Annotated in this window: 24 protein-coding genes; 19 read left to right on the top strand and 5 right to left on the bottom strand. The window is 32.5% G+C overall.

Features of this window, described 5'->3' with window-relative positions; all coding sequences use genetic code 11:
* Positions 1-5: 5 nt before the first annotated feature.
* A complete protein-coding gene (locus PYW44_RS10720; protein ID WP_002508396.1) occupies positions 6-728 on the bottom strand; it encodes a metal ABC transporter ATP-binding protein in 723 nt (240 codons plus the stop codon).
* 120 nt (positions 729-848) lie between these two features.
* Between PYW44_RS10720 and PYW44_RS10715 the strand changes: the two genes are divergently transcribed.
* Positions 849-1,493 (top strand): metal-dependent transcriptional regulator, encoded by a 645-nt coding sequence (locus PYW44_RS10715; RefSeq protein WP_002508395.1) that lies wholly within the window; start codon positions 849-851, stop codon positions 1,491-1,493.
* A gap of 103 nt (positions 1,494-1,596) precedes the next feature.
* On the opposite strand, the gene PYW44_RS10710 is transcribed toward PYW44_RS10715, so the two are convergent.
* Positions 1,597-2,346, bottom strand: a complete 750-nt coding sequence (locus PYW44_RS10710; RefSeq protein ID WP_021339616.1) for a M50 family metallopeptidase — start codon at positions 2,344-2,346, stop codon at positions 1,597-1,599.
* A 242-nt stretch (positions 2,347-2,588) separates the two neighbouring features.
* Here PYW44_RS10710 and tarA point away from each other — a divergent pair, with 242 nt between their 5' ends.
* Positions 2,589-3,335 carry an N-acetylglucosaminyldiphosphoundecaprenol N-acetyl-beta-D-mannosaminyltransferase TarA gene (tarA, locus tag PYW44_RS10705; protein ID WP_021339617.1) on the top strand — a complete coding sequence of 249 codons (747 nt, stop codon included), beginning with the start codon at positions 2,589-2,591 and terminating at the stop codon, positions 3,333-3,335.
* 78 nt (positions 3,336-3,413) lie between these two features.
* Here tarA and tagH read toward each other — a convergent pair whose 3' ends face one another.
* On the bottom strand, positions 3,414-4,208 hold the full coding sequence (gene tagH, locus PYW44_RS10700) for a teichoic acids export ABC transporter ATP-binding subunit TagH (protein ID WP_002508392.1): 795 nt from the start codon (positions 4,206-4,208) through the stop codon (positions 3,414-3,416).
* A gap of 394 nt (positions 4,209-4,602) precedes the next feature.
* Here tagH and PYW44_RS10695 point away from each other — a divergent pair, with 394 nt between their 5' ends.
* The 4 genes from PYW44_RS10695 (at position 4,603) to tagD (ending at position 8,193) form a co-directional block, all read left to right on the top strand.
* Complete coding sequence (locus PYW44_RS10695) at positions 4,603-5,403, top strand: ABC transporter permease (RefSeq protein ID WP_002508391.1); 801 nt, start codon at positions 4,603-4,605, stop codon at positions 5,401-5,403.
* Between the two features lie 152 nt (positions 5,404-5,555).
* Positions 5,556-6,647 carry a teichoic acid glycerol-phosphate primase TarB gene (gene tarB / locus PYW44_RS10690; RefSeq protein WP_031266024.1) on the top strand — a complete coding sequence of 364 codons (1,092 nt, stop codon included), beginning with the start codon at positions 5,556-5,558 and terminating at the stop codon, positions 6,645-6,647.
* Complete coding sequence (locus PYW44_RS10685) at positions 6,644-7,702, top strand: glycosyltransferase family 2 protein (RefSeq protein WP_021339379.1); 1,059 nt, start codon at positions 6,644-6,646, stop codon at positions 7,700-7,702. Before tarB ends, PYW44_RS10685 begins: the two co-directional genes overlap by 4 nt.
* A gap of 92 nt (positions 7,703-7,794) precedes the next feature.
* Positions 7,795-8,193: a glycerol-3-phosphate cytidylyltransferase gene (tagD, locus tag PYW44_RS10680; protein WP_021339380.1), complete on the top strand. Its 399-nt coding sequence runs from the start codon at positions 7,795-7,797 to the stop codon at positions 8,191-8,193.
* Between the two features lie 231 nt (positions 8,194-8,424).
* Here the strand turns inward: tagD and pbp4 are convergent, their stop codons facing one another.
* Positions 8,425-9,717 (bottom strand): penicillin-binding protein PBP4, encoded by a 1,293-nt coding sequence (pbp4, locus tag PYW44_RS10675; protein WP_021339381.1) that lies wholly within the window; start codon positions 9,715-9,717, stop codon positions 8,425-8,427.
* A gap of 240 nt (positions 9,718-9,957) precedes the next feature.
* On the opposite strand from pbp4, the gene PYW44_RS10670 reads away from it, so the two are divergent.
* The 12 genes from PYW44_RS10670 (at position 9,958) to PYW44_RS10615 (ending at position 23,611) form a co-directional block, all read left to right on the top strand.
* Positions 9,958-11,676: an ABC transporter ATP-binding protein gene (locus PYW44_RS10670; protein ID WP_064783124.1), complete on the top strand. Its 1,719-nt coding sequence runs from the start codon at positions 9,958-9,960 to the stop codon at positions 11,674-11,676.
* A 389-nt stretch (positions 11,677-12,065) separates the two neighbouring features.
* Complete coding sequence (locus tag PYW44_RS10665) at positions 12,066-13,295, top strand: NupC/NupG family nucleoside CNT transporter (protein ID WP_021339383.1); 1,230 nt, start codon at positions 12,066-12,068, stop codon at positions 13,293-13,295.
* 568 nt (positions 13,296-13,863) lie between these two features.
* Positions 13,864-14,700 carry a YitT family protein gene (locus tag PYW44_RS10660; protein WP_021339384.1) on the top strand — a complete coding sequence of 279 codons (837 nt, stop codon included), beginning with the start codon at positions 13,864-13,866 and terminating at the stop codon, positions 14,698-14,700.
* A gap of 457 nt (positions 14,701-15,157) precedes the next feature.
* On the top strand, positions 15,158-15,961 hold the full coding sequence (locus PYW44_RS10655) for an ABC transporter ATP-binding protein (RefSeq protein WP_002508383.1): 804 nt from the start codon (positions 15,158-15,160) through the stop codon (positions 15,959-15,961).
* A gap of 9 nt (positions 15,962-15,970) precedes the next feature.
* Complete coding sequence (locus tag PYW44_RS10650) at positions 15,971-16,972, top strand: FecCD family ABC transporter permease (RefSeq protein WP_002508382.1); 1,002 nt, start codon at positions 15,971-15,973, stop codon at positions 16,970-16,972.
* Complete coding sequence (locus PYW44_RS10645) at positions 16,969-17,985, top strand: FecCD family ABC transporter permease (protein WP_002508381.1); 1,017 nt, start codon at positions 16,969-16,971, stop codon at positions 17,983-17,985. Before PYW44_RS10650 ends, PYW44_RS10645 begins: the two co-directional genes overlap by 4 nt.
* 167 nt (positions 17,986-18,152) lie before the next feature.
* Positions 18,153-19,118 (top strand): dihydroxyacetone kinase subunit DhaK, encoded by a 966-nt coding sequence (dhaK, locus tag PYW44_RS10640; protein WP_021339385.1) that lies wholly within the window; start codon positions 18,153-18,155, stop codon positions 19,116-19,118.
* Between the two features lie 40 nt (positions 19,119-19,158).
* Positions 19,159-19,734 (top strand): dihydroxyacetone kinase subunit DhaL, encoded by a 576-nt coding sequence (gene dhaL, locus PYW44_RS10635; protein WP_021339386.1) that lies wholly within the window; start codon positions 19,159-19,161, stop codon positions 19,732-19,734.
* Positions 19,735-19,736: 2 nt separating this feature from the next.
* Positions 19,737-20,099 carry a dihydroxyacetone kinase phosphoryl donor subunit DhaM gene (gene dhaM / locus PYW44_RS10630; protein WP_064783123.1) on the top strand — a complete coding sequence of 121 codons (363 nt, stop codon included), beginning with the start codon at positions 19,737-19,739 and terminating at the stop codon, positions 20,097-20,099.
* Positions 20,100-20,271: 172 nt separating this feature from the next.
* The gene (locus tag PYW44_RS10625) at positions 20,272-20,772 is read left to right on the top strand and encodes a hypothetical protein (protein ID WP_002508377.1); all 501 of its coding nucleotides are present in this window, start codon (positions 20,272-20,274) and stop codon (positions 20,770-20,772) included.
* Positions 20,773-21,238: 466 nt separating this feature from the next.
* Positions 21,239-22,306, top strand: a complete 1,068-nt coding sequence (locus PYW44_RS10620) for a YkvI family membrane protein (protein WP_021339388.1) — start codon at positions 21,239-21,241, stop codon at positions 22,304-22,306.
* A 273-nt stretch (positions 22,307-22,579) separates the two neighbouring features.
* Complete coding sequence (locus PYW44_RS10615; RefSeq protein WP_021339389.1) at positions 22,580-23,611, top strand: alpha/beta hydrolase; 1,032 nt, start codon at positions 22,580-22,582, stop codon at positions 23,609-23,611.
* A gap of 230 nt (positions 23,612-23,841) precedes the next feature.
* On the opposite strand, the gene PYW44_RS10610 is transcribed toward PYW44_RS10615, so the two are convergent.
* Positions 23,842-24,348 (bottom strand): GNAT family N-acetyltransferase, encoded by a 507-nt coding sequence (locus tag PYW44_RS10610; RefSeq protein WP_002508374.1) that lies wholly within the window; start codon positions 24,346-24,348, stop codon positions 23,842-23,844.
* A 121-nt stretch (positions 24,349-24,469) separates the two neighbouring features.
* On the opposite strand from PYW44_RS10610, the gene PYW44_RS10605 reads away from it, so the two are divergent.
* Positions 24,470-25,387, top strand: a complete 918-nt coding sequence (locus tag PYW44_RS10605) for a Rossmann-fold NAD(P)-binding domain-containing protein (protein WP_069828164.1) — start codon at positions 24,470-24,472, stop codon at positions 25,385-25,387.
* Positions 25,388-25,398: the final 11 nt, after the last annotated feature.

Genomic DNA, 25,398 nt, shown 5'->3' with positions numbered 1-25,398 from the left:
TTGTTTTAAGTCGCTTCAATTTTTGAGTTCGAATTTAAAAATGTACTATTTAAATTCTCTGGTAGCATTGCAGTACTACTGTCACCGAAATAACGAATTGTTTTGTTTAAAAGTATGACACGATCAAAATACTCTTCAGTTTTTGATAAATCGTGATGGACAATTAAAAGTAATTTACCTTCACTTTTCAATTTTTGTAGTTGTGTCATAATGATTTGTTCACTATGGAAATCAATACCGACAAAGGGCTCATCTAACAAATAAAGTGTACTTTCCGTCATTAGCGCACGTGCGACAAGTACACGCTGTAATTGACCACCACTTAATTGTGAAATTTGACGATGACGTAAACTTTCTAATTCCAAGGTTTTCATCAATTGATTTAACCTTTTTTTAGTTTCTGACGTTACCCATTTAATCCAACCGATATCTTTGTATGCGCCTGATATAACAACATGTTCGACATCAATTGGAAAATCTAAGTCAATATGCGCTTTTTGTGGAATATAGGTGATAGATTTTAATGAATTATGTATGTAATCATCGTTTAAGTGGGCGGTCCCAGTAGATTTAAACTCCCCAATAAAAGATTTGAGTAAAGATGATTTCCCAGCACCATTTGGCCCCATTATGCCAATAATCTCGCCTTTTATAGGAATGTTTAAATTAATGTCTTCTAAGACATGTTTATTCCCTAAAGTTAGATTTAGGTTTTTAACTCTTAACATATTAGACCTCCTTAACAATATTTTTAGGCTAACCTAATTTATCTTATAATATACCATGAAGATTTAGCGTGTCAAGTCGATTCGTGATACAATGAAGTGAATGAGTTGAGAGGTGAGATAATGCTAACTGAAGAAAAAGAAGACTATTTAAAGGCGATTTTAACGCACAATGGTGATCATTTTTTTGTTTCAAATAAGACACTATCCCAATATTTAAACATCAAACCACCTTCAGTCAGTGAAATGGTTCACCGTTTAGAAAAAACTGGGTATGTTGAAACAAAACCATATAAAGGTGTGCAGCTTTCAGATAAAGGTTTAACATACACGTTGGATATCATTAAACGTCATCGTTTAATTGAATTGTTTTTAATAAAAATATTGAAATATAATTGGGAAGAAGTACATCAAGAAGCAGAAGTTTTAGAGCACAAAGTATCTAATTTGTTTGTAGAACGTTTGGATAAACTATTGGATTATCCAATTACTTGTCCACACGGTGGCGTGATACCACGTGATAGTAAATACAAAGAACTTTATACTACGAATTTACTTTCATTTGAGGCTGACGATAAGGTGACAATTAAACGTGTTCGTGATCGTACTGAATTACTCATATATTTATCGAGCAAAGATATATTAATTGATGAAGAAATTAAAATCATTAATAAAGACGATACAAATAAAGTGATTATTGTTCAAAAAGACGAAAATGTGACAATTTTAAGCTATGATAATGCAGCGCATATTTACGCTGAAATATAAATGATTTTTATGGAGTGGGTAGCTTTTAGCATCCACTTTTTTGTTTAAAAAAATAAAAAAAGCTTGAGGTAGATGTTAGAAACATCATCTCAAGCTCAGTGATTTAAGTAAAAAAGTACCCATGAAATAATTGATAAATTGTGAAGATATTAATCGCTATCCATATCATGCTGTAAATAAAGGTAGGGACATGTGTTAACTCTTTTAAAGTACTACCATCCCAAGATACAGGTTGTTGTGAAAATGTCAGTTTAAAAATAGTGACTGAAGATTGCAAGACTTCGCCTAATAAGACACCCAATATAAAGTGAGATGTAAGGCTCACAATGTAAAACATCATCAATTGATTATCACTTTGGAATAAAAAATAGAGTAGTGCAATAAGTAAAATAACAATGAAGATTGGCAGTATCTTTCTTGAGGTTAGTATTAAAAAATAAATAAATATAACTAAGTATGCACTTATAAATAAACTAGGGTATTGAAATTCAATAGCTAAGAAACCTAAAAATAACATGAGTGGTGGCATGATATAACCACCAAATGTAGTGATAGATTGACCGAAACGACTTTTTGATTGAGTCACAGCGAATCCTTGTTGCGACGTAGCAATACGTTCAGTAGGCGATGCAACAATAACTAAATCTTTGGCTTTCCCACCACTTAATTTATTGAATAAAATGTGTCCAAATTCATGTGTTAATACAGGGATGTAATTTAAATAAATATCCAAAATTCGATTTATCGGTTTATTACGATAATTATGAATGATTATATAAAGTAGAGCTATAATCATAACCCAATATAAATTGAGCTGAATAGCTGAACTGAAAAATTCATGTATTTTTGTCATATGATTACCTCGATTTAATATTTCAACAACCTCATATTCATAAAAAAAGTAAGGTTGTCATAGCATAATCTATAGTATAAAGTAATTTAGACAAGAAAGCATTTAGACTTTTGATGTATATTATAAGAATAAAAGTAAGAACAGTTTTAAAATATCTGTAAAACGCGTCATGTGTTAATATTGCAATAATAACTAAATGTTAAATTACATTTGATGTATTTTGAGTTAGGAGATCACCAACAATGACGGAGAGCAACAAATTAAATAAAGTAAATGTCTTATCGGTATATTTTGATAATGTTACTTTAAGGGACATGCGAGAGAATGTTAAACATTTTTTCTTATCCAATAGTCCAGAAAATTTATTTATTGTTACTGCAAACCCAGAAATAGTGGATTACGCTACGGATAATATTAAATATCGTAATTTAATTAATAGCGCGAATTATGTTATTCCAGACGGTACAGGCGTTGTAAAAGCGTCTAAGTTACTTAGAACGCCCTTGAAAGAACGTGTGCCTGGCATTGAACTAATGGAAGAATGTTTAAAAATCGCTAATGCGAATTATCAAAAAGTCTTTTTACTAGGTTCTAATAATGAAGTTGTTATCAAAGCACAACAAAATTTAGCACAAAAATATCCAAACATTCACTTTGACTTTCATCATGGCTTTTTCGATTTAACAGATGAAATGGTCTTAAGACAAATCACCTCATTTAATCCTGATTATGTTTTTGTGGGGATGGGATATCCTAGACAGGAACACTGGATTGAACGACACATGAATAAATTTACTCAAACAGTATTGATGGGCGTAGGTGGCTCAATAGAAGTGTTTAGTGGCACGAAGAAAAGAGCGCCCGCATTATTTAGACGCTTGAATTTAGAGTGGGTTTACCGTCTGATTATAGACTGGAAACGCTTAGGAAGAATGAAATCAATACCTCGATTTGTTTTTAAAGTAATTAAAGAAACCCGTAAAAAGTAATAAAAGCGTAAATTGCAGTTTGAATTCTCTGCAATTTACGCTTTTATATTTTTCATAAAACTAGTTGTGAGCCTACTGTTATTTAACTACAAATCTAGAATTATCTAGATCACTTCTAAATTTCTTTTGATCTGCTTTAGAACGTTTTTTAAAATCATTCAAGAATTTTTCATATTCAGGTAATACGTCGTCTAATTCACCGAACTTTTTAAGTTTACCTGCTTCAATCCAAGCAATCTTAGTGCAAAAATCACGGACTTGTTTCATATTATGGCTTACGAAGAAGATAGTTTTTCCTTGTTTTTTATATTCAAATATTTTATCTAAACATTTTTGGGCGAACGTTTGATCACCAACCGATAAAGCTTCATCGATGACTAGAATATCTGGGTTAGTAGTGATATTTATAGAAAAGCCTAATTTTGCACGCATCCCGCTAGAATATTTTTTGACGGGTTGATAAATAAATTCTCCAAGTTCACTGAATTCAATGATTTCAGGGGTTAAATCTTTGATTTCTTTCCTAGTAAAGCCCATGCATAACATTTTGAATTCGATGTTTTCAACACCTGAAAGTTGGCCATTTAATCCTGCACTAATAGCGATTACACTTACATCGCCTTCACGGTTGATACCGCCACTCGTTGGTGACAATGATCCACCAATCATATTACTCAGTGTAGATTTTCCGGAACCGTTGATACCAACAAGACCTATGACATCACCTTCGTATGCTTTTAAGGACAAGTCATTTAGGGCATAAAAAGTCTTATTCTCGTGAAAAGGAAGAAGGACATCCTTTAAGCGTTCTTTGTTATTACGATAAATTCGATATTCTTTAGTCACATTTTTAATGTCAACCGATACATTCATAATTTTACCTTCCTTATTTACAGTTACTCTTATTGTATTATATATTATATTAGTTGTTAAATTTATAAACCTATTGTAAAGTAAGTGAGTACAATTTAACGAAGTGAAGTTTTATACAGTTGTTAAATTTTACTGAACTTACGTTATAAAATCAACTATAAAGATAAATTAATGAAAAATATAAAGTTACGATAGCTTATATCTCATTTTTCATTAACGTTGTTTCATCACTTAGTATACAAAAATATATCATTTATAGCACTTTTTAGCTATTCTGATTTACGATAGTAAATGAAAGTTGTTAAGATAGATAATAAAGCGTATATTAAATTTAAGTGTAACATCGCAAATGGAATGTGATAAGGTAAATCGATTGAAAGTGTGGTTTATTAAAATGAATGCAGTGTGGGTAGTTTTTAGAGAGCATTTTAAAAATTTCTATCTTATTCAGAGATTGGCTCAGTTCCAAATGAAAATCACTAATACAAACAACTATTTAGGCACGGCCTGGGAATTGATTAATCCAGCAATGCAAATTATGGTTTATTGGTTCGTGTTTGGTTTAGGAATTAGAGATAACGGCCCAGTAGATGGTGTACCATTTATTTATTGGTTGCTCGTAGGTATTAGCATGTGGTTCTTTGTTAACCAAGGTATATTAGAAGGTACAAAATCAATAGCGACTAAGTATAATCAAGTGGCAAAAATGAATTTCCCACTATCGATTATCCCATCGTATATTGTAATGAGTAGATTCTATGGACATCTTGCGTTACTTGTTGTAGTTATTTTACTTTGTATGTTAGCAGGTTACTATCCTACGATTTATACGTTGCAGCTGTTTTTATATGTGCCATTCGCACTAATTCTTACAACAGCAATTGCATTATTTACTTCAACGCTTGGTGTACTCGTGAAAGATACACAACAAGCGATTCAAGCATTAATGAGAATGGTGTTCTTTGCATCTTCTATTTTGATTGTGCCACCAGAAGGTATTGTGAAAGATGTAATGAAATTAAATCCTATATATTATCTTGCAGAAGCATATCGTTCTGCAGTGCTACATAAAGAATGGTACTTTATCACGCATTGGGAACTAACGCTTTACAATATGTTTATTATTATCTTCTTATTCGTAATAGGTTCTATTATGCATATGCGTTACAGAGATCAATTTGCAGACTTTATGTAAATCTGAATTTAAAATACTAACTCATATTATTTGAGCTAACATGAATCCTTTAATGACTGAAATAGTTGTTAAAGGATTTTTCTATAATTTTTAGTGCAAGACAGATATAATGTAAACAATAAGAGTCGAAATTTAAATTGGCGGTGGAATTTGTGAGACAGATAATCAAAAAGCTTTATATGTTTATCATTAGCTTATTAAATTTAATTTATAATAAAAAAAAGCTGAAGAATAATCATATCGTGGTCATGATGACATTTGCAGAAGATGTATTGCCCATTGTAGAAGCGTTAAATAGAAAATTATATAAAATTACAGTAATAGGTAACGAAGAAAATAGAAAATATATACAACAATTTGAAAATGTGACATTTCTACCTGCAGGTAATAAAAAAGTATTTCAACATATTAAAGCATTAAGCACTGCCAAGGTGATAATAATTGATACGTATTATTTAATGTTTGGTGGTTTCAAGAAAAAGACGAATCAGACAGTGATTCAAACGTGGCACGCTGCTGGTGCACTTAAAAACTTTGGGCTCCAAGATCACCAAGTGGACTTATCGAATAAACCAATGGTCCATCAGTATCAAAAGGTTTACCGAGCAACAGATAAATATTTAGTTGGTGGAGAACCTATGGTCACTTGTTTTAAAGATGCATTTGAAGCCGCCGACGAACAGTTTTTAAAAACAGGCCTGCCAAGATTAGTACCTTATACATTATTAAATGTTGAAAAAAGACAGCAAGAGCTTAAGAAACAATATGGTATAGAAGGAAAAGTAGCAGTATATGTGCCGACATATAGAGAACATAAGCAATCTAACCGTAATATTGATAAAGTGAATTTTGAAACTGCACTGCCGAACTATACTTTATTGAGTAAATTACATCCCTCTATAGCAAACGATAATCAAACAACGATTAACTTGCAATCTCTGATGATTATGGCAGATGTGATTATAAGTGATTATAGTTCATTGGCAATTGAAGCAAGTATTTTAGATAAACCTACATTATTTTATGTATACGATGAGAAGCAATATGAAAAGGAACGCGGTTTGAATTCATTTTATTATGACATACCCGCCCAATATAAAGCTTATAGTGAAGATGAGTTAGTGCGTAAACTACAAGAAAATAGTATAGTATGGTCTCCACTATTTGAAACTTGGCATGAGTACAATGCTAAAGATAGTTTAACGCAAGTCATTCGCTATATAGAGGAAATGGTGAAACTATGAAAATATCAATAATAATTCCTGTATATAATGCAGCAAGTACAATTCGTAGAGCGATTGCATCGGTAGATACGAAACAAAATTATGAAATTATCTGTATCAATGATGGCTCTACCGATGAGAGTAGAACAGTTCTAGAGCAATTACAAAAAGAGTACCCAAATATTACGCTAATTAACCAGGAGAACAAAGGTGCAGCTGCAAGTAGAAATAAAGGACTTGCGCATATGACTGGTGACGTATTTATGTTTTTAGATGCTGATGATGAATTTTTAACGAGTAGAATTGATTTTATGGCAGATTTTTATCAAAAAGCGGAAGATGTGGATATCGTTTTAGGTCAAATAGCTAAAGGTAAACATGGTGAGTGGCAACCAATATATACGCATCAAGAAATTCAAAAGCTAGAGAAGGTAGAGTTAGCGCAATGTCCTGATATCATGCAGTCAATTGGTCCAGGTGGGAAAATGTTTAGTGCACAGTTTGCTGATTTAAGATTTGATGAAGACGTTGTTTTTTGTGAAGAACATTTTTTTATTATAACAGCATATAAAAAGGCGAAAAAAATTCAATTATTACCTAATATTGTATATGGATACAATGAAATAGAAGGATCTGTTACAAATCAACGTGCAGAACAGTTTGAATCTTACATGTTAGATGCTTTAAAAGTAAGAACACGTGTAATGGACTTGTTGTCATCTAAAGATGAAAGAACGTATTATAGCTATCGAATGGATGAATTAATAGTAAGTTATTTACTACAAGCGTATATCGAAAAGAATAATGTGATTACTAAAAAATTATTAGATAGTGTAACAACATATATCAACGCAATGCAAAAAACAGATTACTCTGGTAAGGCTATGTTTAGAATAATTAAAGTAGTTGAGCAAGGGAGTAAAAAATGGAATAAAGCACTTTATCAACAATGGAGAGAAACACTATTAAGTGTTGGAATCGGTAGACCTAATTATTATCGTTTTAAAGTAGAAGTGCTGCCAAAGCGTGCAAAATCAAGAGGAAAGATGAAATTAAAATATTATTTAAAACGCTAAAAAATGACAGAATTCGTAAACTTTTGAGCAATATGCTATAATTTTTAAAAATGTAAATTTTAAATTAATATTCTGTAAAGGGAGATATACTTATGAAACGTGTGATTACTTATGGTACGTATGATTTATTACATTACGGACATATAGAATTATTGAGAAGAGCGAGAGAAATGGGCGATTACTTAGTTGTAGCATTATCAACGGATGAGTTTAATCGTGTAAAAAATAAAAAATCATATTACAATTACGAACAACGTAAAATGATGTTAGAATCAATTCGTTACGTTGATTTAGTCATTCCTGAAGGCGGTTGGGGTCAAAAAGAAATCGATGTTGACCGTTATGAAATAGATACATTCGTTATGGGCCACGATTGGGAAGGTGAATTTGATTTCTTGAAAGAGAAATGTGAAGTCATTTACTTAAATCGTACAGAAGGTATCTCAACAACTAAAATTAAAAAAGAGCTTTATGGTGACGCAGAAAAATAAAGTGAGTTTGATATAGATTTTTTGTCGAAGGCATCACTTTTTAAAACTGAATATTAAAGTTAACTAACCCAAGTCATCTCGTTTTTGTGTTTACACAAAATTGAGATGACTTGGGTTTTTATATTGAAAAAAACCACTTCCATATAAATTCATTTTAAATCGAATTTAATGAAAGTGGTTTTAAGTTAAATGTATTGAATAGGAGCAGTGCTATTCAACGAGCAAGACTAATTATTTACGTTTTGATTTTTTTCTGAATTTATCTAAAATGAGATAAACAATAATTGCAAGTGCAGTAATGATTAAGACCGTACCCAGCAATGTTAGTATTGGATGGTCATCCCATGATGATTGGACAACTGTAGTTGTTTTATGAACGAGTGGTTTTTTCACACTTACTGTTGGTGGACCATATTTATCAGAAATAAATTCTCGATCATAATCAACATGTATTTTGCCATCTTCCACCACGAGTTTGTAATCATTTTTATCAAACTCTTTTGGTAACACATCATAAAGGTCTTTTTCTACATAATACGTATCGCCATTAATTTCTTGTTCACCTTTAGATAATATCTTTTCACGTTTATATTGATCAAAAGACATATTCATTAAGGCGTTCCCAATCTTATTACGTTCTTTCTCTCCACCGAGCGACTTATAATCGCCGGCTCCCATGATAGCTTGATTAATTCTAAAACCATCACGTTCGGTTGTAATGGTGTGGTTGTAATCTGCGATGTCGCTTGAACCAGTTTTCAAACCGTCAGTACCTTCTAAACTCATATCAGCACCTTCAAGTGAATGATTGAAGGTGTAATAAGTAACGCCGTGTTGTGTAGGTGCAAGTTGTTTTGTAAAGTGTAGGATTTTTGGTGTGTCTTGAACTGCACGTTGTGATAAAATAGCAAAATCTTTCGCTGTTGATGTAGAACTCTGTTGATCTTTATATTTCTCTGGCGTAAAATCCTTTAACAGAGTGTTTTCTGCGCCTGTTGGGTTAACGAAATGAGTGTTTTTCATGCCTAGAGATTTTGCTTTTTCATTCATTGCGTCTGTAAAATCTGAAACATTACCAGAAACTTCTTTTGCTAAAATAAGTGCAGCAGCATTACTAGAGTTTGAGACTGTTATTTGAAGTAATTCTTTGATAGTGTATGTCTCACCTGGATATAGTTTCGTGTTGCTAATTTTTGGTAAAGTGGACATTCGATAATGATCTTCTGTAATTTTTACAGTATCATCTAAAGATAACTTTCCTTTATTGACTGCATCAAGTGTGAGGTGCATTGTCATCAGCTTGGTCATTGAAGCAGGGTACCAATCTTTATCCATCTGATACTGATAAAGAATTTGACCTGTTTGTGCAACATTAACTGCACCTTCTGGTTGGTAGTCTTCGGAAACACTTTGACCATATTGGTTTGCCGCTTGAGTAGGTGTTACTGTTTCTGCATCGGCAAAAGGTGTTATAATTGTACCAACGAAGAGTACAGTTATGATTGTCAGAATTAACTTTCTCATAATTACATTCCCTCTTAATATATTCAGTTTTAGTGCAATAGAAATATCTTAGCACATTTAGGTTAATAATAAAATGTTATAACAATGGTTTTTAGCCTTGTTGTGCTATAGATAAATGATTGTATGAAACCTTGTTGTGTGGAGTTGTATGCGTAACATCTGTATTACTATTATGGTGAACTGCTCATTTTCATTAAATAGTAACTGAATTTCAAAATAATTTTAGAAGAGGTAATAAACATGAAGCAAGAGAATCCATTGTTCTACTTATTTAAAAAATTATCTTGGCCAGTGGGGCTGATTGTGATTGCTGTAACAATTTCTTCATTAGGTAGTATCACAGGACTAGCCGTACCTTTTTTCACTGGTAAACTTGTTGATGAATTTTCTTTTGAAGATATTAACTGGATGTTCATTGCCGCATTTATAGCTATATTTATCATAAATGCGTTACTGAGTGGTTTAGGCTTATATTTATTAAGTAAGATTGGTGAACAGATTATTTATGCCATTCGCTCAGTCCTATGGCGACATATTATTCATTTGAAAATGCCATTCTTTGATCAAAACGAAAGCGGTCAATTAATGAGTCGTTTAACAGATGATACAAAAGTAATAAATGAATTTATCTCGCGTAAATTGCCCAATTTATTACCTTCATTATTAACAATTATAGGTTCGTTAATTATGCTTTTTATAATGGATTGGAAAATGACATTATTAACTTTTATCACAATCCCATTATTTATTCTTATCATGATACCTTTAGGTAAGATTATGCAAAATATATCTAAAAAAACGCAATCAGAAATTGCTAACTTTAGTGGTTTGCTTGGCCGCGTATTAACAGAAATGCGCTTAGTTAAAATATCAAGTACTGAAAAGCTTGAATTGGATAATGCGCATAAAAATTTGAAAGAAATTTATTTTTTAGGTTTAAAACAAGCAAAAATTACAGCTATCATACAACCTATAACTGGAATGATCATGTTACTTACGATAGCTATTATTTTAGGTTTTGGTGCGATTAGAATTTCTACTGGTGCGATTACGGCTGGAACATTAATTGCAATGATTTTCTATGTTATTCAACTTTCTGCGCCACTCGTTAATTTATCTACTTTAGTGACGGATTATAAAAGAGCAGTAGGTGCTAGTAGCCGTATTTATGAAATTATGGAAGAACCTACCGAACCACTGGAGTCAAATCAAGGAAGCGAAATCATTGATGGTAGCCTAACATTTGCAAATGTTGATTTTAAATATGGCGTTAAACCGATACTTTCAAATGTCTCTTTTGATATACCACCAAGCAAAGTAACAGCATTCGTTGGGCCATCGGGGTCAGGTAAAAGTACAATCTTTAATATTATAGAACGTATGTATGAAATTGAAGAGGGTCACATTACATATGGTGGTAAATCTATTTACGATATCTCACTAGGAGATTGGCGTGAGAAAATTGGTTACGTTATGCAATCTAACGCATTAATGAACGGTACGATTAAAGATAATATTTTGTACGGTATCAACCGTGAAGTGACAGAGGATGAGCTAATCCATTATGCACAGTTAGCCAATTGTCATGAGTTTATCGAACAATTTGATGATGGCTACGATACGATAGTGGGCGAACGTGGTTTGAAATTATCTGGTGGACAGCGTCAACGTATAGATATTGCACGAAGCTTTGTTAAAAATCCAGATATTTTATTACTAGATGAAGCTACTGCCAATTTAGATAGTGAAAGTGAACGTAAAATTCAGGATGCATTAGAAGAACTAATGGAAAATCGTACGACAGTTGTTATTGCACATAGACTTTCTACTATTAAAAAAGCAGAACAAATTATCTTTATTGATGGTGGAGAGGTTACAGGTAAAGGAAGCCATCAAGAATTAATGGAAAATCACGAAAAATATCAACAATTTGTACGCACGCAAAATTTATCAAAATAGTAAAAAGCGAAAAACACGTTTGAAAACCACATTGATGTATTCGCTTTCATAAGAAAATGCGGACATTTCCCGTTTGAAATTATGTTTCTCACTGTGATAATCGAACTATAAAATTGTTATTTTATATAAAGTCCATACATGCTATAATTATTGTGCATTATTAAGAAACGATGACTTGAAAAGTATATAACTAAATATATAAATAACTGAATTAACTAAACAGGGATAAGTAATATAAAAGTAAACACATTAAGGATTGTTATAAATGTGCCATTATCTGCTTTGACAATCATTTAATGTGTTTGCTTTAGTTATTCCGATACATAGCAACAAGTTACTTTTAGAAGTTCATTGTTATCATCGATTTAAAAAGGAATGGTGGGTGTATTATGTTTTTAGTGATTAACATAATTGGATTATTTGTTTTCTTAGGGCTTGCTGTACTATTTTCTAGAAACAAAAAAAATATCCAATGGAAATCGATTGGGATATTAGTCGTTTTAAATTTATTCTTAGCTTGGTTCTTTATGTCTTTTACTTGGGGAAAAACAGCTGTACAAGGTTTAGCAAATGGAATTTCTTGGGTAATTGATTCTGCCCATGCAGGGACTGGCTTCGCTTTTGCGAGTTGGGTAGAACCCGGCGCGATGGATATGGCAGTAAGTGCGTTATTTCCTATATTATTAGTTGTTCCATTATTTGATATTTTGATGTATTTCAATATATTACCAAAATTAATTGGTGCAATTGGCTGGGTATTAGCTAAAATTACGCGCCAACCTAAATTCGAATCATTCTTTGGGATAGAAATGATGTTTTTAGGTAATACTGAAGCACTTGCAGTATCAAATGAACAATTGAAACGAATGAAAGAAACGCGTGTACTAACAGTCGCAATGATGTCGATGAGTTCGGTATCTGGTGCTATAGTAGGTGCATATGTGTCTATGGTGCCGGGAGATTTAGTATTGACGGCAATACCATTAAATATCATTAATGCGATTATTGTGTCTTCGATTTTAAATCCTGTATCTGTAGAGGAAAAAGAAGATATTATTTACAGTATTCGCAATGATGAAATAGAGCGTCAACCATTCTTCTCATTCTTAGGAGATTCAGTTTTAAATGCAGGTAAATTAATTTTAATTATTGTTGCATTCGTTATCAGTTTTGTAGCACTTTCTGATTTGATTGATCGCTTTATCAACTTGCTAACAGGTATTATAGGTGGTTGGGCAGGTCTTAAAGGAAGCTTTGGCTTAGATCAAATATTAGGTGCATTCATGTATCCATTCGCATTACTGCTTGGTTTACCGTGGGATGAAGCATGGATTGTAGCACAACAAATGGCGAAGAAAATTGTAACGAATGAGTTTGTAGTAATGGGGCAAATTAAAGATGTAATAGATTCTTATTCTCCTCATAGACGAGCTGTTATTACGACATTCTTGATATCATTCGCGAACTTCTCAACAATCGGTATGATCATAGGTACTTTAAAAGGTATTGTTGATAAAAAAACATCAGACTTCGTATCTCAATACGTACCAATGTTATTACTTGCAGGTATTTTAGTGTCATTAATGACTGCAGGGTTTGTAGGATTGTTTGCTTGGTAAGAAGTTGTAGATAAAATATAGTTTCAGAATGCCAACAAAGTCGGAGACTTTGTTGGCATTTTTCTATGCACGCTTTTACAACAAGTGGTTTATCAATTTTCTAAAATTATAGTCAATAAAACTTTGTGGGTAGTATTTACGTTTTTGAAAATACTTCATAGTTTAACATTTCACATAAAAATAAAGCCAAGTAAATGAAGTGAGGAGACACATTCATCATTACTTGGCTTTTACGGGAAATGAATTAATTATATACTAATAGTAAGGACTAGGTACCATTAATATACTCGAGCAAAAATTGTTTTGTTTGTTACTATAAACAACACAAAGGAGATGGCTTCTTATTGGCTATCAATAAGAAGATAGATTTTATTATAGCAAAGGAATGCGCTAAAGTAAACCGAAAATTCAGAATTTTTAAAAATTGAAAAAACTTAATTTTATAATTCGCTTTATAATTGCTTTTTGAATATAATTTTCATGTGTTTTTATGCTGGTGGATGTTGTGGTATTGGTCATTTTTTGCTAACATTCAATTGATTGAAGCAAATACAAGGGGGTCGTGTAGGTGAATAAAACAGTACGTGATTTAATATTAGTCCTATTTGGATCATTTGCATTCTCGGCAGGGGTAAATACATTTATTATATCTGCTGATTTAGGTGAAGGAGGAGTGACTGGTTTAGCAATCGTACTATACTATGCCTTTCATATTTCTCCTGGTATTACCAATTTTGTATTTAATGCTGTGCTTATTGCAATTGGTTATAAATTTTTAAGTAAAAGAAGTATGTATTTAACGATTGTGGCTACAATATTAATATCGATATTTTTAGAATTAACAGCAAGTTGGCAAATTGAAACTGGAAATATATTAGTTAATGCGGTATTTGGTGGTCTATGCGTTGGTTTGGGTATCGGTGTTATTGTACTTGCTGGTGGTACAACAGCTGGAACAACGATTTTAGCAAGAATTGCTAATAAATATTTGGATATAAGTACACCATATGCATTGCTATTCTTTGATTTAATTGTAGTAGCAATTTCACTAACAGTAATTCCAATTTCTAGCGCGCTAGTAACAGTTATTTCATTATATATTGGTACGAAAGTAATGGAATATGTAATAGAAGGTCTAAATACGAAGAAAGCAATGACAATTATTTCAAGCAATCCTGACGAAATAGCAAAAGTCATTGATGAACAAGTTGGGCGTGGACTGACTATTTTAAATGGTAGAGGTTATTTCACTAAACAAGATAAAGATATACTTTATGTTGTAATTACTAAAACACAAGTTACCAAGGCGAAGCGTTTGATAAGAAATATAGATGAGGAAGCCTTTTTAGTTATTCATGATGTGCGTGATGTTTATGGTAATGGTTTCTTGATTGATGAACATTAACTTATTTTAAAATATAAGTGCTTGAAATATAAATAAAGATTTTTTTACTGCCATGAAGTCTCCTGACCTCATGGCAATTTTTTTAGTACGCCTTTTGCGGTCACAGCTTAAACCTGTGATTTATGGGTTTTGTTAGATTATCTAGATAGCTGTCTGGTGGATATTGAAGTTATTATACTAATGGTGAAACAACTAGTTATTTTTACCGTAATTTAACATTATATAAGATTATAAAAGGGATATTGTCTCTTTTTAATGTATATTAAATTAATCAAAAAGAGCGTTAAAAAGGATGAGATTTAATAGTCATAATATATAAAAAATGATATAATACCATCTGTGATAATGATTATCATTTGTTAAATTGAATTAATGATATTTACGATGAATTGAGACAAATTAAATGTAAAAACATATATAGTACATTATGCTTATTTATATAGGAAGAAGGGAATTTATGAGTCGCTTAGAAGGAGAACAAGTTACTATCGGTTATGGGGAAAATGTAATTGTTGAAAACTTAGATGTCCATATACCTGACGGTAAAATCACATCAATTATAGGGCCGAATGGTTGTGGGAAATCGACATTATTGAAAGCATTATCGAGATTATTACCTATTAAAAGTGGCGAAATTAAGTTAGATGGTGGGAACTTACACGCACAAGCAACCAAAGATATTGCCAAAAAAATTGCGATTTTACCACAATCTCCTGAAGTTGCGGATGGTCTTACAGTGGGAGAGTTAGTATCCTATGGACGTTTCCCTCATCAAAAAGGATTTGGACGTCTTTCAGCAGAAGATAAAAAAGAAATCGATTGGGCGTTATCAGTTACAGGCACATATGAATTCAGACTACGTCCTATTAATGATTTAAGTGGAGGACAGCGTCAAAGAGTATGGATAGCTATGGCATTGGCACAACGTACAGATATAATCTTTTTAGACGAACCCACGACGTTTTTAGATATTTCACATCAATTAGAAATTTTAGAGTTAATTACACAATTAAATAAAGAACAAGGTTGTACTATTGTTATGGTGTTACATGATATTAACCAAGCGGTGAGATTTTCAGATCATTTAATCACTATGAAAAATGGAGATATTATTGCTAATGGTGAGACTGAAGACGTATTAACTAAAGAAATTTTAGAAAAAGTATTCAATATAGATGTTGAAATTAGCACGGACCCAAGAACAGGGAAACCTATGCTAGTGACGTACGATTTATGTAGAAAAAGTTATTCGGAAGTTTAGAGGCTAATGATGACCACAAAGAAAAAGGGTAAGTTGAATTTTACAACTACATTTATAATAGTGTTTATATTACTAGTAGTTGCTTTAATTGTGTCGATTCTATATGGAGATGCAAAAATCCATATATCTACTATATTCGAGGCAATCTTCAATTATAATCCTAAAAACCAACAGCATAATATTATAAGTGAAATACGTATTCCAAGAGATCTCGGAGCAATCTTAGTAGGGGTTGCCTTAGCAACTTCAGGCGCTGTAATTCAGGGTGTTACTAAAAATGGTTTAGCAGATCCAAGTTTAATTGGTCTAAATGCTGGTGCCTCATTTATGTTGGCGCTTACCTTCGCATTTTATCCATCTGCACCATTCATCATATTGATGTTAGCAGGCTTTATTGGTGCACTCATAGGTGGCTTTTTCGTTTTAATGATAGGAAGATCAAGAAGCGATGGCTTTAACCCGATGAGAATTATATTAGCCGGAGCAGCAGTTAGTGCGTTACTAACAGCCTTAAGTCAAGGCGTAGCGCTATTATTTAGATTGAACCAAAGTTTGACGTTTTGGAGTGCTGGCGGCGTATCTGGAACAACATGGAATCAGTTGATGTGGGCAGCACCTTTTATTTTGGTGGCGCTTATCATTATGGTTAGTATGAGTAAACAGTTAACGATTTTAAATTTAGGTGAAACATTGGCTAGAGGCTTGGGACAGAATGTGGCGTTTACACGTGCTATCACTTTAATTTTATCTATGGTGATGGCTGGTGTAGCTGTTGCTATGGTAGGCCAAATTGCATTTGTTGGCTTGATGGTGCCACATATTGTGAGATATATAGTCGGTACAGACTACGCCCGTGTTATTCCACTCACAGCATTGGTTGGTGGCTTGTTGATGCTTGTGGCTGATACGGTTGCACGTATGTTAGGTGAAGCACCAGTTGGAGCTATTATTTCCTTTATAGGTGTACCTTACTTCTTGTATTTAGTTAAAAGAGGAGGTCGCTTCTCATGATAGATCCAAAACTGAGACATAAACAATGGTTAACAATGGTGATTCTGATCATACTTGTACTGCTAGCTTGTGCGTGGAGTATGACTTCAGGTGAGTATAAAATGTCGATAGGTACATTTTTCAAGACTTTAGTTGGTCAAGGCGCATATACCGATACATTGATATTAATGGAATTTAGAATGCCACGGATGATTATTACGATTTTAGCTGGTGCAGCATTAGCTATGAGTGGTGCGATTATCCAAAGTGTTACCAAGAACCCATTAGCTGAGCCAGGTATATTAGGAATTAATGCAGGTAGTGGTTTCGCCATAGCGCTATTTATGGTTATAGGAAATGTAGATGCTGGAAATTTTGTCTACGTACTACCAATCGTAAGCATGATTGGTGGCATCTTAACAGCATTTATCATCTTCTCATTTAGTTATAATAAAGGCGAAGGAATTACACCTGCAAGTATGGTACTTGTTGGGGTAGGTATGGCTACTGCGTTAAGTGGTGGTTCAATGACTTTAATGTCCACATTTGATGAAGCTCAGTCAGAGTTTATTGCATCTTGGCTTGCCGGTAATATATGGGGAGATGAATGGGCATTTGTCATTGCATTTATACCATGGGTTCTCATATTGATTCCATTTTTATTATTTAAGTCTAATGTTTTAAATTTATTAAATACACATCAACATATAGCTCAAGGTGTAGGTGTAAAAATTGGCAGAGAACGCATCGTATTATTGCTTGTTGCAGTTATATTATCTTCTACTGCTGTTTCGGTAGCTGGTTCAATTGGCTTTATTGGCTTATTAGGACCACATATTGCTAAATCGATTGTTGGTCCAAGACACCAACTCTTTCTACCTATTTCAATATTAATAGGTGCATTTTTACTTGTGTTAGCAGATACGTTAGGACAAGTGATATTACAACCTTCAGGTATCCCAGCTGGGATTGTGGTCGCAATCATTGGTGCACCTTATTTCTTATATTTAATGTATAAAACCAAATCAGTATAAATTAAATGAAAAAGGAGCTTGGGCATAATTATATGTCTCAAGCTTTTTTATTTAAATATTTTTGATAATAATTTCAAAAGAAATCATTATCAATTTTCATATGTTAGCGTTTGCATTCATGTGTAGGGTATACTATAAATGAACATTCAAATTAGGAGGTCATCTCTATGAAAAAACTAATTAAAGATAAAACACAATTTTTAACAGATATGTTGGACGGACTTTCGTTAACGAATAATGAAATTGGAGTCATTGCAGATACTGTTGTTGTAAGAAAAGATAAGAAAAAGCAAGGCGTTGCTCTAGTTTCTGGTGGTGGAAGTGGTCACGAACCTGCACATGCTGGCTATGTAGCAGAAGGTATGCTCGACGCCGCTGTTTGTGGTGAAGTATTCACATCACCTACACCTGATAAAATTCTAAGTGCAATTAAAACAGTTGATAATGGAGACGGTGTTTTACTTATAGTGAAGAACTATGCTGGTGATGTTATGAATTTTGAAATGGCACAAGAAATGGCAGAGATGGAAGACATACAAGTGGCAACAGTCATTGTTAAGGACGATATTGCAGTAAGCGATGATGAAAAAAGAAGAGGCGTTGCTGGTACAGTATTAGCACATAAATATGCAGGTTATTTAGCAGACCAGGGTGAGTCATTAACTAACATTAAAGAAAAAGTAGACCAATTTTTACCAAGTGTTAAGACGTTGGGAATGGCTTTAACTGCGCCAATGGTACCGACAACTGGGCAATATGGATTTGATATTGAAAGTGATGAAATGGAAATCGGTGTAGGTATCCATGGAGAAAAAGGATTATCTAGAGAAAAAGTAGAAACTGTAGATCAAATTGTCGAACGATTAATTAAAGCTTTAATGGAAGAAGTAAGCTCAGAAAAACTTATCGTTATGGTGAATGGTATGGGTGCTACACCATTATCGGAACTTAATATAGCAGCAAAATATGTAGCAGAAAATTTCCAAGAGAAGCACATTGATGTTGTACATTGGTTTGTGGGAGATTATATGACTGCATTAGATATGCAGGGCTTATCCTTAACATTAGTCCCATATACTGAAGAAGTGTTAACAGCATTAACTCAGTCTACAGCAAGTCCTTACTTTAATTAATAGTTGATTAGTCATAGATACGATAAGGAGTTGAACGCAAATGAATGTAAGTGAATTAAAGGAAAGATTAATTAATTTAGTAGAAGTGTTTGAAGAAAAAGAAACATTATTAACAGAATTAGATCGAGCAATAGGCGATGGCGACCATGGTGTGAACATGGTTAGAGGATTTAAAGCATTACCAGAGAAAATAGATGATAGTTCCATGCAAAATTTATTGAAGTCTACAGGTATGACTTTGATGTCTAATATTGGTGGCGCTTCAGGTCCATTGTATGGTTTTAGTTTTGTGAAAATGTCTCAAGTTGTTGGTGATGAGTTAGACGCCACAAACTTAAAAGAAGTATTGAATTCTTTTTCTGAAGCGATTAAGCAAAGAGGTAAAGTTGAATTAAATGAAAAAACGATGTATGACGTTATAGAACGTGCAAATGAAGCGGTACAACAAGGCGAAACTTTAAATGCAGATGTACTACAAACATACGCAGACGAAACAAAAGATATCGTTGCTACAAAAGGAAGAGCATCGTATTTTAAAGAAGAATCGAAAGGTCACATTGACCCAGGTGCACAGAGTAGTGTTTATATATTAAACGCATTGATTGGAGATGAATAATTATGACGAAAATTGTAATTGTGAGTCATAGCGAAGATATTGCAAACGGTACAAAAGCATTATTGGAACAAATGGCAGGAGATGTTTCAATATTAATACAAGGTGGCGTTGAAGGTAAAATTGGAACATCTTACGATCATATTCAAGAAATGATTAATGATTTAGACGATGATGCACTTTGTTTCTATGATATTGGCTCCGCAGAAATGAACTTAGATTTAGCTATTGAAATGTATGAAGGTAAGTATCAAGTAGTAAAAGTCGATGCACCAATTGTTGAAGGTAGTTTTACAGCTGCTGTTAAATTATCAGTAGGCGGTTCTATCAAAGAAATTGTCGAAGAATTGAAACGCAATTTCGGATAAAAATTCACTTGTTCATACCGATAGATTATTGATATAGGTTAGGTAATTATAATATTATAAGGTCTTCAATTAATATGGCAAAAAGATTCATTTTTATATGAATATATAAATGGTATGTGGTAGAATAGAACCTAACTGTTATAGAAATCTGGATACCTAGGAGGACATTGCCATGAAAGATTTAATACAAAAGCATGTCTTAAACGGCGAATTCGAGTCAGTAAAACGTTTAATGTCCCAGACAGATTTTATGGAATTTGAAGAGGCTTACATTTCAAGTGCACATGAAGTAGAAAGCGTCATGTTTTATACATGTATTTTAGATATGATGAAAGTAGAAGAAACTGCAGAAATGCATGATTTGGCTTTTCTATTATTAGTTTATCCATTAAGTGAATTACAAGGTGCATTGGATTCAGCTTATTATCATGCAGAATCATCCATAAAACTTACGGACAGTAAAGAAGTGAAAAGTTTATTACAAATGTTATTGTTACATGCAGTTCCCGAACCAGTCATTTCTGATAAGAAAGCATTTGATGTGTCTCGACAAATACTTAAATTAGATCCGTCTAATAGTGTTGCGCGTAATGTGCTTAAAGAAACGGCTAAACGTATGGATAATGTCGTTGTAGACTTCAATGAATTAAATCGCTATAAAAATGCACATTAATTAACATGCTTAGCAATAAAACATATTTAACCGAAAAGCTCAGTTTTTAATTGAGTTTTTCGGTTTTTAATTTTGTTTTTCTATAAAAATTTATTAATTATAATATACATAATAAATTTTCACTGAGATTATAGAAATACAGCGACGATTTAAATGCTATGACATGTAGTTAACTTGAAAGCAATAAAAAATCAAAAAAATTTAGAATTTTAAAATGGTGATAATAAGTGTATGGTAAATGTATAAAAATTCAAAAACAAAAGCTTTAATCTGTTTTAAACCCGCTAATACAGAGTTTTAATTTATATTTAAAAATTAAAGTGAATTTTTAAATGTATGTAAATTCACTAGATGATTAGTGTAAAAAATAATTAATAGTGTTAATTTAAAATTTGTCGTGTTGCAAAATAATGACAGTGCGTTATAATAATTCAATGTGTTAACTTAAGAGGAGGTTATAAATCACATGGGCTTGAATAAAGAAGCTATAAAAATTGGTTTCGCTTATGTTGGTATCGTAGTAGGTGCTGGCTTTTCAACGGGACAAGAAGTAATGCAATTCTTTACTCCTTATGGGCTTTGGTCGTATCTAGGAGTTATTATATCAGGATTGATATTAGGGTTTGCAGGTCGACAAGTTGCTAAGATTGGTACTGCATTCGATGCACAAAATCATGAATCCACTTTAGATTATTTATTCGGTGGTGTATTTAGTAAGATTATTGATTATTTACTTATCTTCTTCTTATTTGGTATCTCAGTCACAATGATTGCAGGTGCAGGATCAACGTTTGAAGAAAGTTTTGGCATACCAACGTGGTTAGGTGCATTAATTATGGTGATTGCTATTTATATTACATTATTAATGGACTTTAACAAAATTGTACGTGCATTAGGTATGGTAACGCCATTCTTAATTATTTTAGTTGTTATCATTGCAATATTTTACTTATTTAATGGAAATATTTCCTTTGCAGAAGTGAACAAAACAGTTCCAGAGGCGAGTATTTGGAAAGGTATTCTTTACGGTATTATTTATGGTGGATTAGCATTCGCGGTTGGTTTTAGTACAATTGTTGCAATCGGTGGCGATGCTTCTAAACGAAAAATATCTGGTGCAGGTGCGTTATTTGGTGGTGTTGTATACACAATATTACTAGCGCTTATCAACTTTGCATTACAATCAGAGTATCCAACAATTAAAGAGGCTTCGATTCCAACACTAACGTTAGCAAATGAAATTAATCCATGGATTGGTTTGGTATTATCGATTATTATGTTAGCAGTTATGTACAATACAATTCTTGGTTTAACGTATTCGTTTGCTGCAAGATTTACAGAGCCATATAGTAAAAATTATCATGTGTTTATAGTTGCAATGGTGCTCGTAGCTTATGCATTAAGTTTCGTAGGTTTCGCAGATTTAATTAACTTCTTATATCCAATCATGGGTGTAATTGGCTTAGTTGTAGTTATTGCAGTACTTATTAAATACTATTCAAGAAAAAATCAAAATAAAGATCACATAGCGTAATTGTGATGAAATAAAGTATATAAATAAAATCAGGATATAAATCCTAGATTTAATAAATGGCTGTTAGAATCCTATTGGATATCTAGTAGCCATTTTTTGTTTTAAAATATGATATTAACTTATATAGAGAAAATTTTATAATTATTAATGGTAGTTTATTAATTTGGTTTTAAAATAAAGAAAATAGCAGTTTTGTCTAATATAATCGTTCAAATAAATACTACTACGTACTAATTAATTATGATACAATGCATGCGAAAGGGAAGGTCGAGCATGAAGAAAAAACATAAATGGACAATTATCGCTATTGTTGTTTTTGTTATCGTTGCAATTGTGATTGCAATATTACTAAAGCAACAATATGACCGACAAAATGCCCAAGAATTTAAAGAAAAAGTACAAATTAATAATGAAAATGTAAATGCATTTACTAATATAACTTATAGTAGTGGGATACCCAATAGCCGCTTAGATATTTTAACACCTACTGAATTAGATCAAGATAATAAATTGCCTGTCATTTTTTGGTTACATGGTGGAGGATTTATTGCAGGAGATAAACAATATAAAAACCCGTTATTATCAAAATTTGCTGAACAGGGTTATATTGTAGTGAATATTAATTATGCACTTGCACCTGACTATAAATACCCGACACAGTTAAAACAAATTGATCGCGCAGTTCAGTTTATCAAACAGAACAAACATGAGTTACCTATAGATTTTGATCAAGTTGTTTTCGGTGGTGATTCAGCAGGTGCCCAATTATCCAGTCAATTTACAGCTATCCAAACAAATGAATCATTACGAGAAGATATGGAGTTTAATCAACAATTTGAACCAGATCAAATCAAAGCAGCAATCTTTTTTGGTGGCTTTTATGATATGAAAACCGTGAAAGAAACAGAATTTCCAAGAATACAGCTCTTTATGGAGAGTTACACTGGTAAGAGAGATTGGGAACAACAATTTAAATATATCAGTGAAATGTCTACGATAAACCAAGTGACAAAAGATTATCCACCAACATTTTTATCAGTAGGGGATGCAGATCCATTTTATAGTCAAAATATTGATTTTTATAAAAAACTAAAAGAAAAAGATGTTCCAGTGGATAAACTGTTTTATGATGGATCACATAATTTAAGACATCAATACCAATTTCATATGCAATTACCAGAGTCACAGCAAAATATGAAAGATACGTTGAGTTTCTTAAGTAGAAACACAAGTGCTTCTGGTGTAGAGAGGGAATTAAAACCTGAATCAAAAAATCCTGATGGGGTTCAATTGAATCCTTACTAATGTGTTAAGTTAGCTCGAAGTAATAAAGTTATATAAATAAATTCAAAAAACAGCTTATAGATCTCCTGTAATGGATACTATAAGCTGTTTTTAGTTCTAGTCTTCTTTGTCAGACTTAATTCATATAACGAAATGTTATTAGAAAAATTAGATTTCTGTTCTATTCCAATTTATTAATTTATAATTAAACTATAATAGTGAAACGTTTAATATATAAACATTGAGGTAGACTAAAGTAATAACTTAGACATTATATATTTATTGAAATAACGTCCATCGATATAAAGTTTATCTCGAAGTTCGCCGTCAATCTGATATCCAGCAGCTTTAAATAAAGCTACTGCTGTTTCATTTTCAGGGACTACAGAAACTTCGATTCGGCGAATGTTATGGTTTAAACACCACGCTTCAATAGAATTAATAAGTGATTGACCAAGTCCTTTTTCTCGATAGTGTCTAATAACACCCATGGAAAAATTGGCTTCATGACGTGTACGTTCAAATTTTTCAGTTGTTACGATTGAAAACCCAACAAGTTCACCATTATTTTCGGCAACATATATTGCATTGGACGGTGATGTTATATAATGTTCCAAGTTTGAAACAGCATCACTGTTAGATGGAGCATACTCACCAGGATTATATATTAAATATTCAGATTCATCATAGATAGTAGTTAATAATTTTACAAATGGATCTATATCATTGATACCAATTTCACGAATTTGATGAACCATAAGTGTCCACTCCTTATTTCTATTTTGCTGATACTCAGTTATAGTATAACTTAACATCATTAGCATGATTTTACTAGGAGATATTTGAATTGGGCCAAATTAATATAAAGGAAGTATAACTATGAAACCTAATATTTTATTAGCAGGTGTAACAGGCTATATAGGAAAAAACTTAATACAATCCATTAAAGATGACGCAACGCTTTTTACGATGTCGAAATATCCTAAAGAAGATGAGTTTCAAGAAGTAACATGGTTAAAAAAAGATATTTATAATTATAATGATGTCCTTGAGTCAATGGAAGGTATGGATATGGCCATCTATTATTTAGATCCAACCAAGCATTCAGCAAAGCTGACAAAAGCAACAGCTAGAGATATGAATTTAATTGCTGCTGATAATTTTGGGCGTGCGACGGCTAAAAAAGGAATTAAAAAAATCATTTATATTAGTGGTAGTCGCTTTGATAATGAGTCGATAGAGCGATTGTCAGCGTATGGAACGCCAGTCGAAAAAACAGAAGTAAAAGTTTCTCGACCTCATGTTGCAGTGGAGTTACAAGTTTCAAAGTATGATGATGTACGCAGTGCACTTAATGTACAACTGCCAATGAACTGGACCTTAAATCAGATGGTGGAGTATTATTTTGATTGGTTAAATAAAACTAAAGGAACGATGCTACATACTTATAATGAGGGCGATAATTTTGTTGTTTATATAAAAGATAAACGCAATCCAATACTTGTACTTCATAAAACGATAACAGAAAGTGATATGATTACATTGAATTTAGTAGGTGGATCGATAGTGAAACCGAATTTAACGAAACAAGGAAAGTTAGAATTTCGAAAACTGGAAGGTACACAAACTGTAATTGTTCATTTATATGATTATATTCCTAAACTCATTTGGCCTGCGTATTACTTGTTCCAATCGCCATTTCAAGATTTGATGATGAGAGGATTTGAAATAGATTGTCGTATTAAGCATTTCAATGGTCGTATACAGTCAGGAGAAGAAATAAAATATACTAAATAATTGAAAAGGTG

It is taken from the genome of Staphylococcus equorum (assembly GCF_029024965.1).
Lineage (GTDB): Bacteria > Bacillota > Bacilli > Staphylococcales > Staphylococcaceae > Staphylococcus > Staphylococcus equorum.
This window is presented reverse-complemented; position numbering and strand designations above follow the sequence as displayed.

What these genes read in the sequence shown, in the direction of transcription:
- PYW44_RS10720 (WP_002508396.1), bottom strand. Translation starts at nt 728, where the DNA reads ATGTTAAGAGTTAAAAACCTAAATCTAACTTTAGGGAATAAACATGTC.
- PYW44_RS10715 (WP_002508395.1), top strand. Translation starts at nt 849, where the DNA reads ATGCTAACTGAAGAAAAAGAAGACTATTTAAAGGCGATTTTAACGCAC.
- PYW44_RS10710 (WP_021339616.1), bottom strand. Translation starts at nt 2,346, where the DNA reads ATGACAAAAATACATGAATTTTTCAGTTCAGCTATTCAGCTCAATTTA.
- tarA (WP_021339617.1), top strand. Translation starts at nt 2,589, where the DNA reads ATGACGGAGAGCAACAAATTAAATAAAGTAAATGTCTTATCGGTATAT.
- tagH (WP_002508392.1), bottom strand. Translation starts at nt 4,208, where the DNA reads ATGAATGTATCGGTTGACATTAAAAATGTGACTAAAGAATATCGAATT.
- PYW44_RS10695 (WP_002508391.1), top strand. Translation starts at nt 4,603, where the DNA reads ATGAATGCAGTGTGGGTAGTTTTTAGAGAGCATTTTAAAAATTTCTAT.
- PYW44_RS10685 (WP_021339379.1), top strand. Translation starts at nt 6,644, where the DNA reads ATGAAAATATCAATAATAATTCCTGTATATAATGCAGCAAGTACAATT.
- tagD (WP_021339380.1), top strand. Translation starts at nt 7,795, where the DNA reads ATGAAACGTGTGATTACTTATGGTACGTATGATTTATTACATTACGGA.
- pbp4 (WP_021339381.1), bottom strand. Translation starts at nt 9,717, where the DNA reads ATGAGAAAGTTAATTCTGACAATCATAACTGTACTCTTCGTTGGTACA.
- PYW44_RS10670 (WP_064783124.1), top strand. Translation starts at nt 9,958, where the DNA reads ATGAAGCAAGAGAATCCATTGTTCTACTTATTTAAAAAATTATCTTGG.
- PYW44_RS10665 (WP_021339383.1), top strand. Translation starts at nt 12,066, where the DNA reads ATGTTTTTAGTGATTAACATAATTGGATTATTTGTTTTCTTAGGGCTT.
- PYW44_RS10655 (WP_002508383.1), top strand. Translation starts at nt 15,158, where the DNA reads ATGAGTCGCTTAGAAGGAGAACAAGTTACTATCGGTTATGGGGAAAAT.
- PYW44_RS10650 (WP_002508382.1), top strand. Translation starts at nt 15,971, where the DNA reads ATGACCACAAAGAAAAAGGGTAAGTTGAATTTTACAACTACATTTATA.
- PYW44_RS10645 (WP_002508381.1), top strand. Translation starts at nt 16,969, where the DNA reads ATGATAGATCCAAAACTGAGACATAAACAATGGTTAACAATGGTGATT.
- dhaK (WP_021339385.1), top strand. Translation starts at nt 18,153, where the DNA reads ATGAAAAAACTAATTAAAGATAAAACACAATTTTTAACAGATATGTTG.
- dhaL (WP_021339386.1), top strand. Translation starts at nt 19,159, where the DNA reads ATGAATGTAAGTGAATTAAAGGAAAGATTAATTAATTTAGTAGAAGTG.
- dhaM (WP_064783123.1), top strand. Translation starts at nt 19,737, where the DNA reads ATGACGAAAATTGTAATTGTGAGTCATAGCGAAGATATTGCAAACGGT.
- PYW44_RS10625 (WP_002508377.1), top strand. Translation starts at nt 20,272, where the DNA reads ATGAAAGATTTAATACAAAAGCATGTCTTAAACGGCGAATTCGAGTCA.
- PYW44_RS10620 (WP_021339388.1), top strand. Translation starts at nt 21,239, where the DNA reads ATGGGCTTGAATAAAGAAGCTATAAAAATTGGTTTCGCTTATGTTGGT.
- PYW44_RS10615 (WP_021339389.1), top strand. Translation starts at nt 22,580, where the DNA reads ATGAAGAAAAAACATAAATGGACAATTATCGCTATTGTTGTTTTTGTT.
- PYW44_RS10610 (WP_002508374.1), bottom strand. Translation starts at nt 24,348, where the DNA reads ATGGTTCATCAAATTCGTGAAATTGGTATCAATGATATAGATCCATTT.
- PYW44_RS10605 (WP_069828164.1), top strand. Translation starts at nt 24,470, where the DNA reads ATGAAACCTAATATTTTATTAGCAGGTGTAACAGGCTATATAGGAAAA.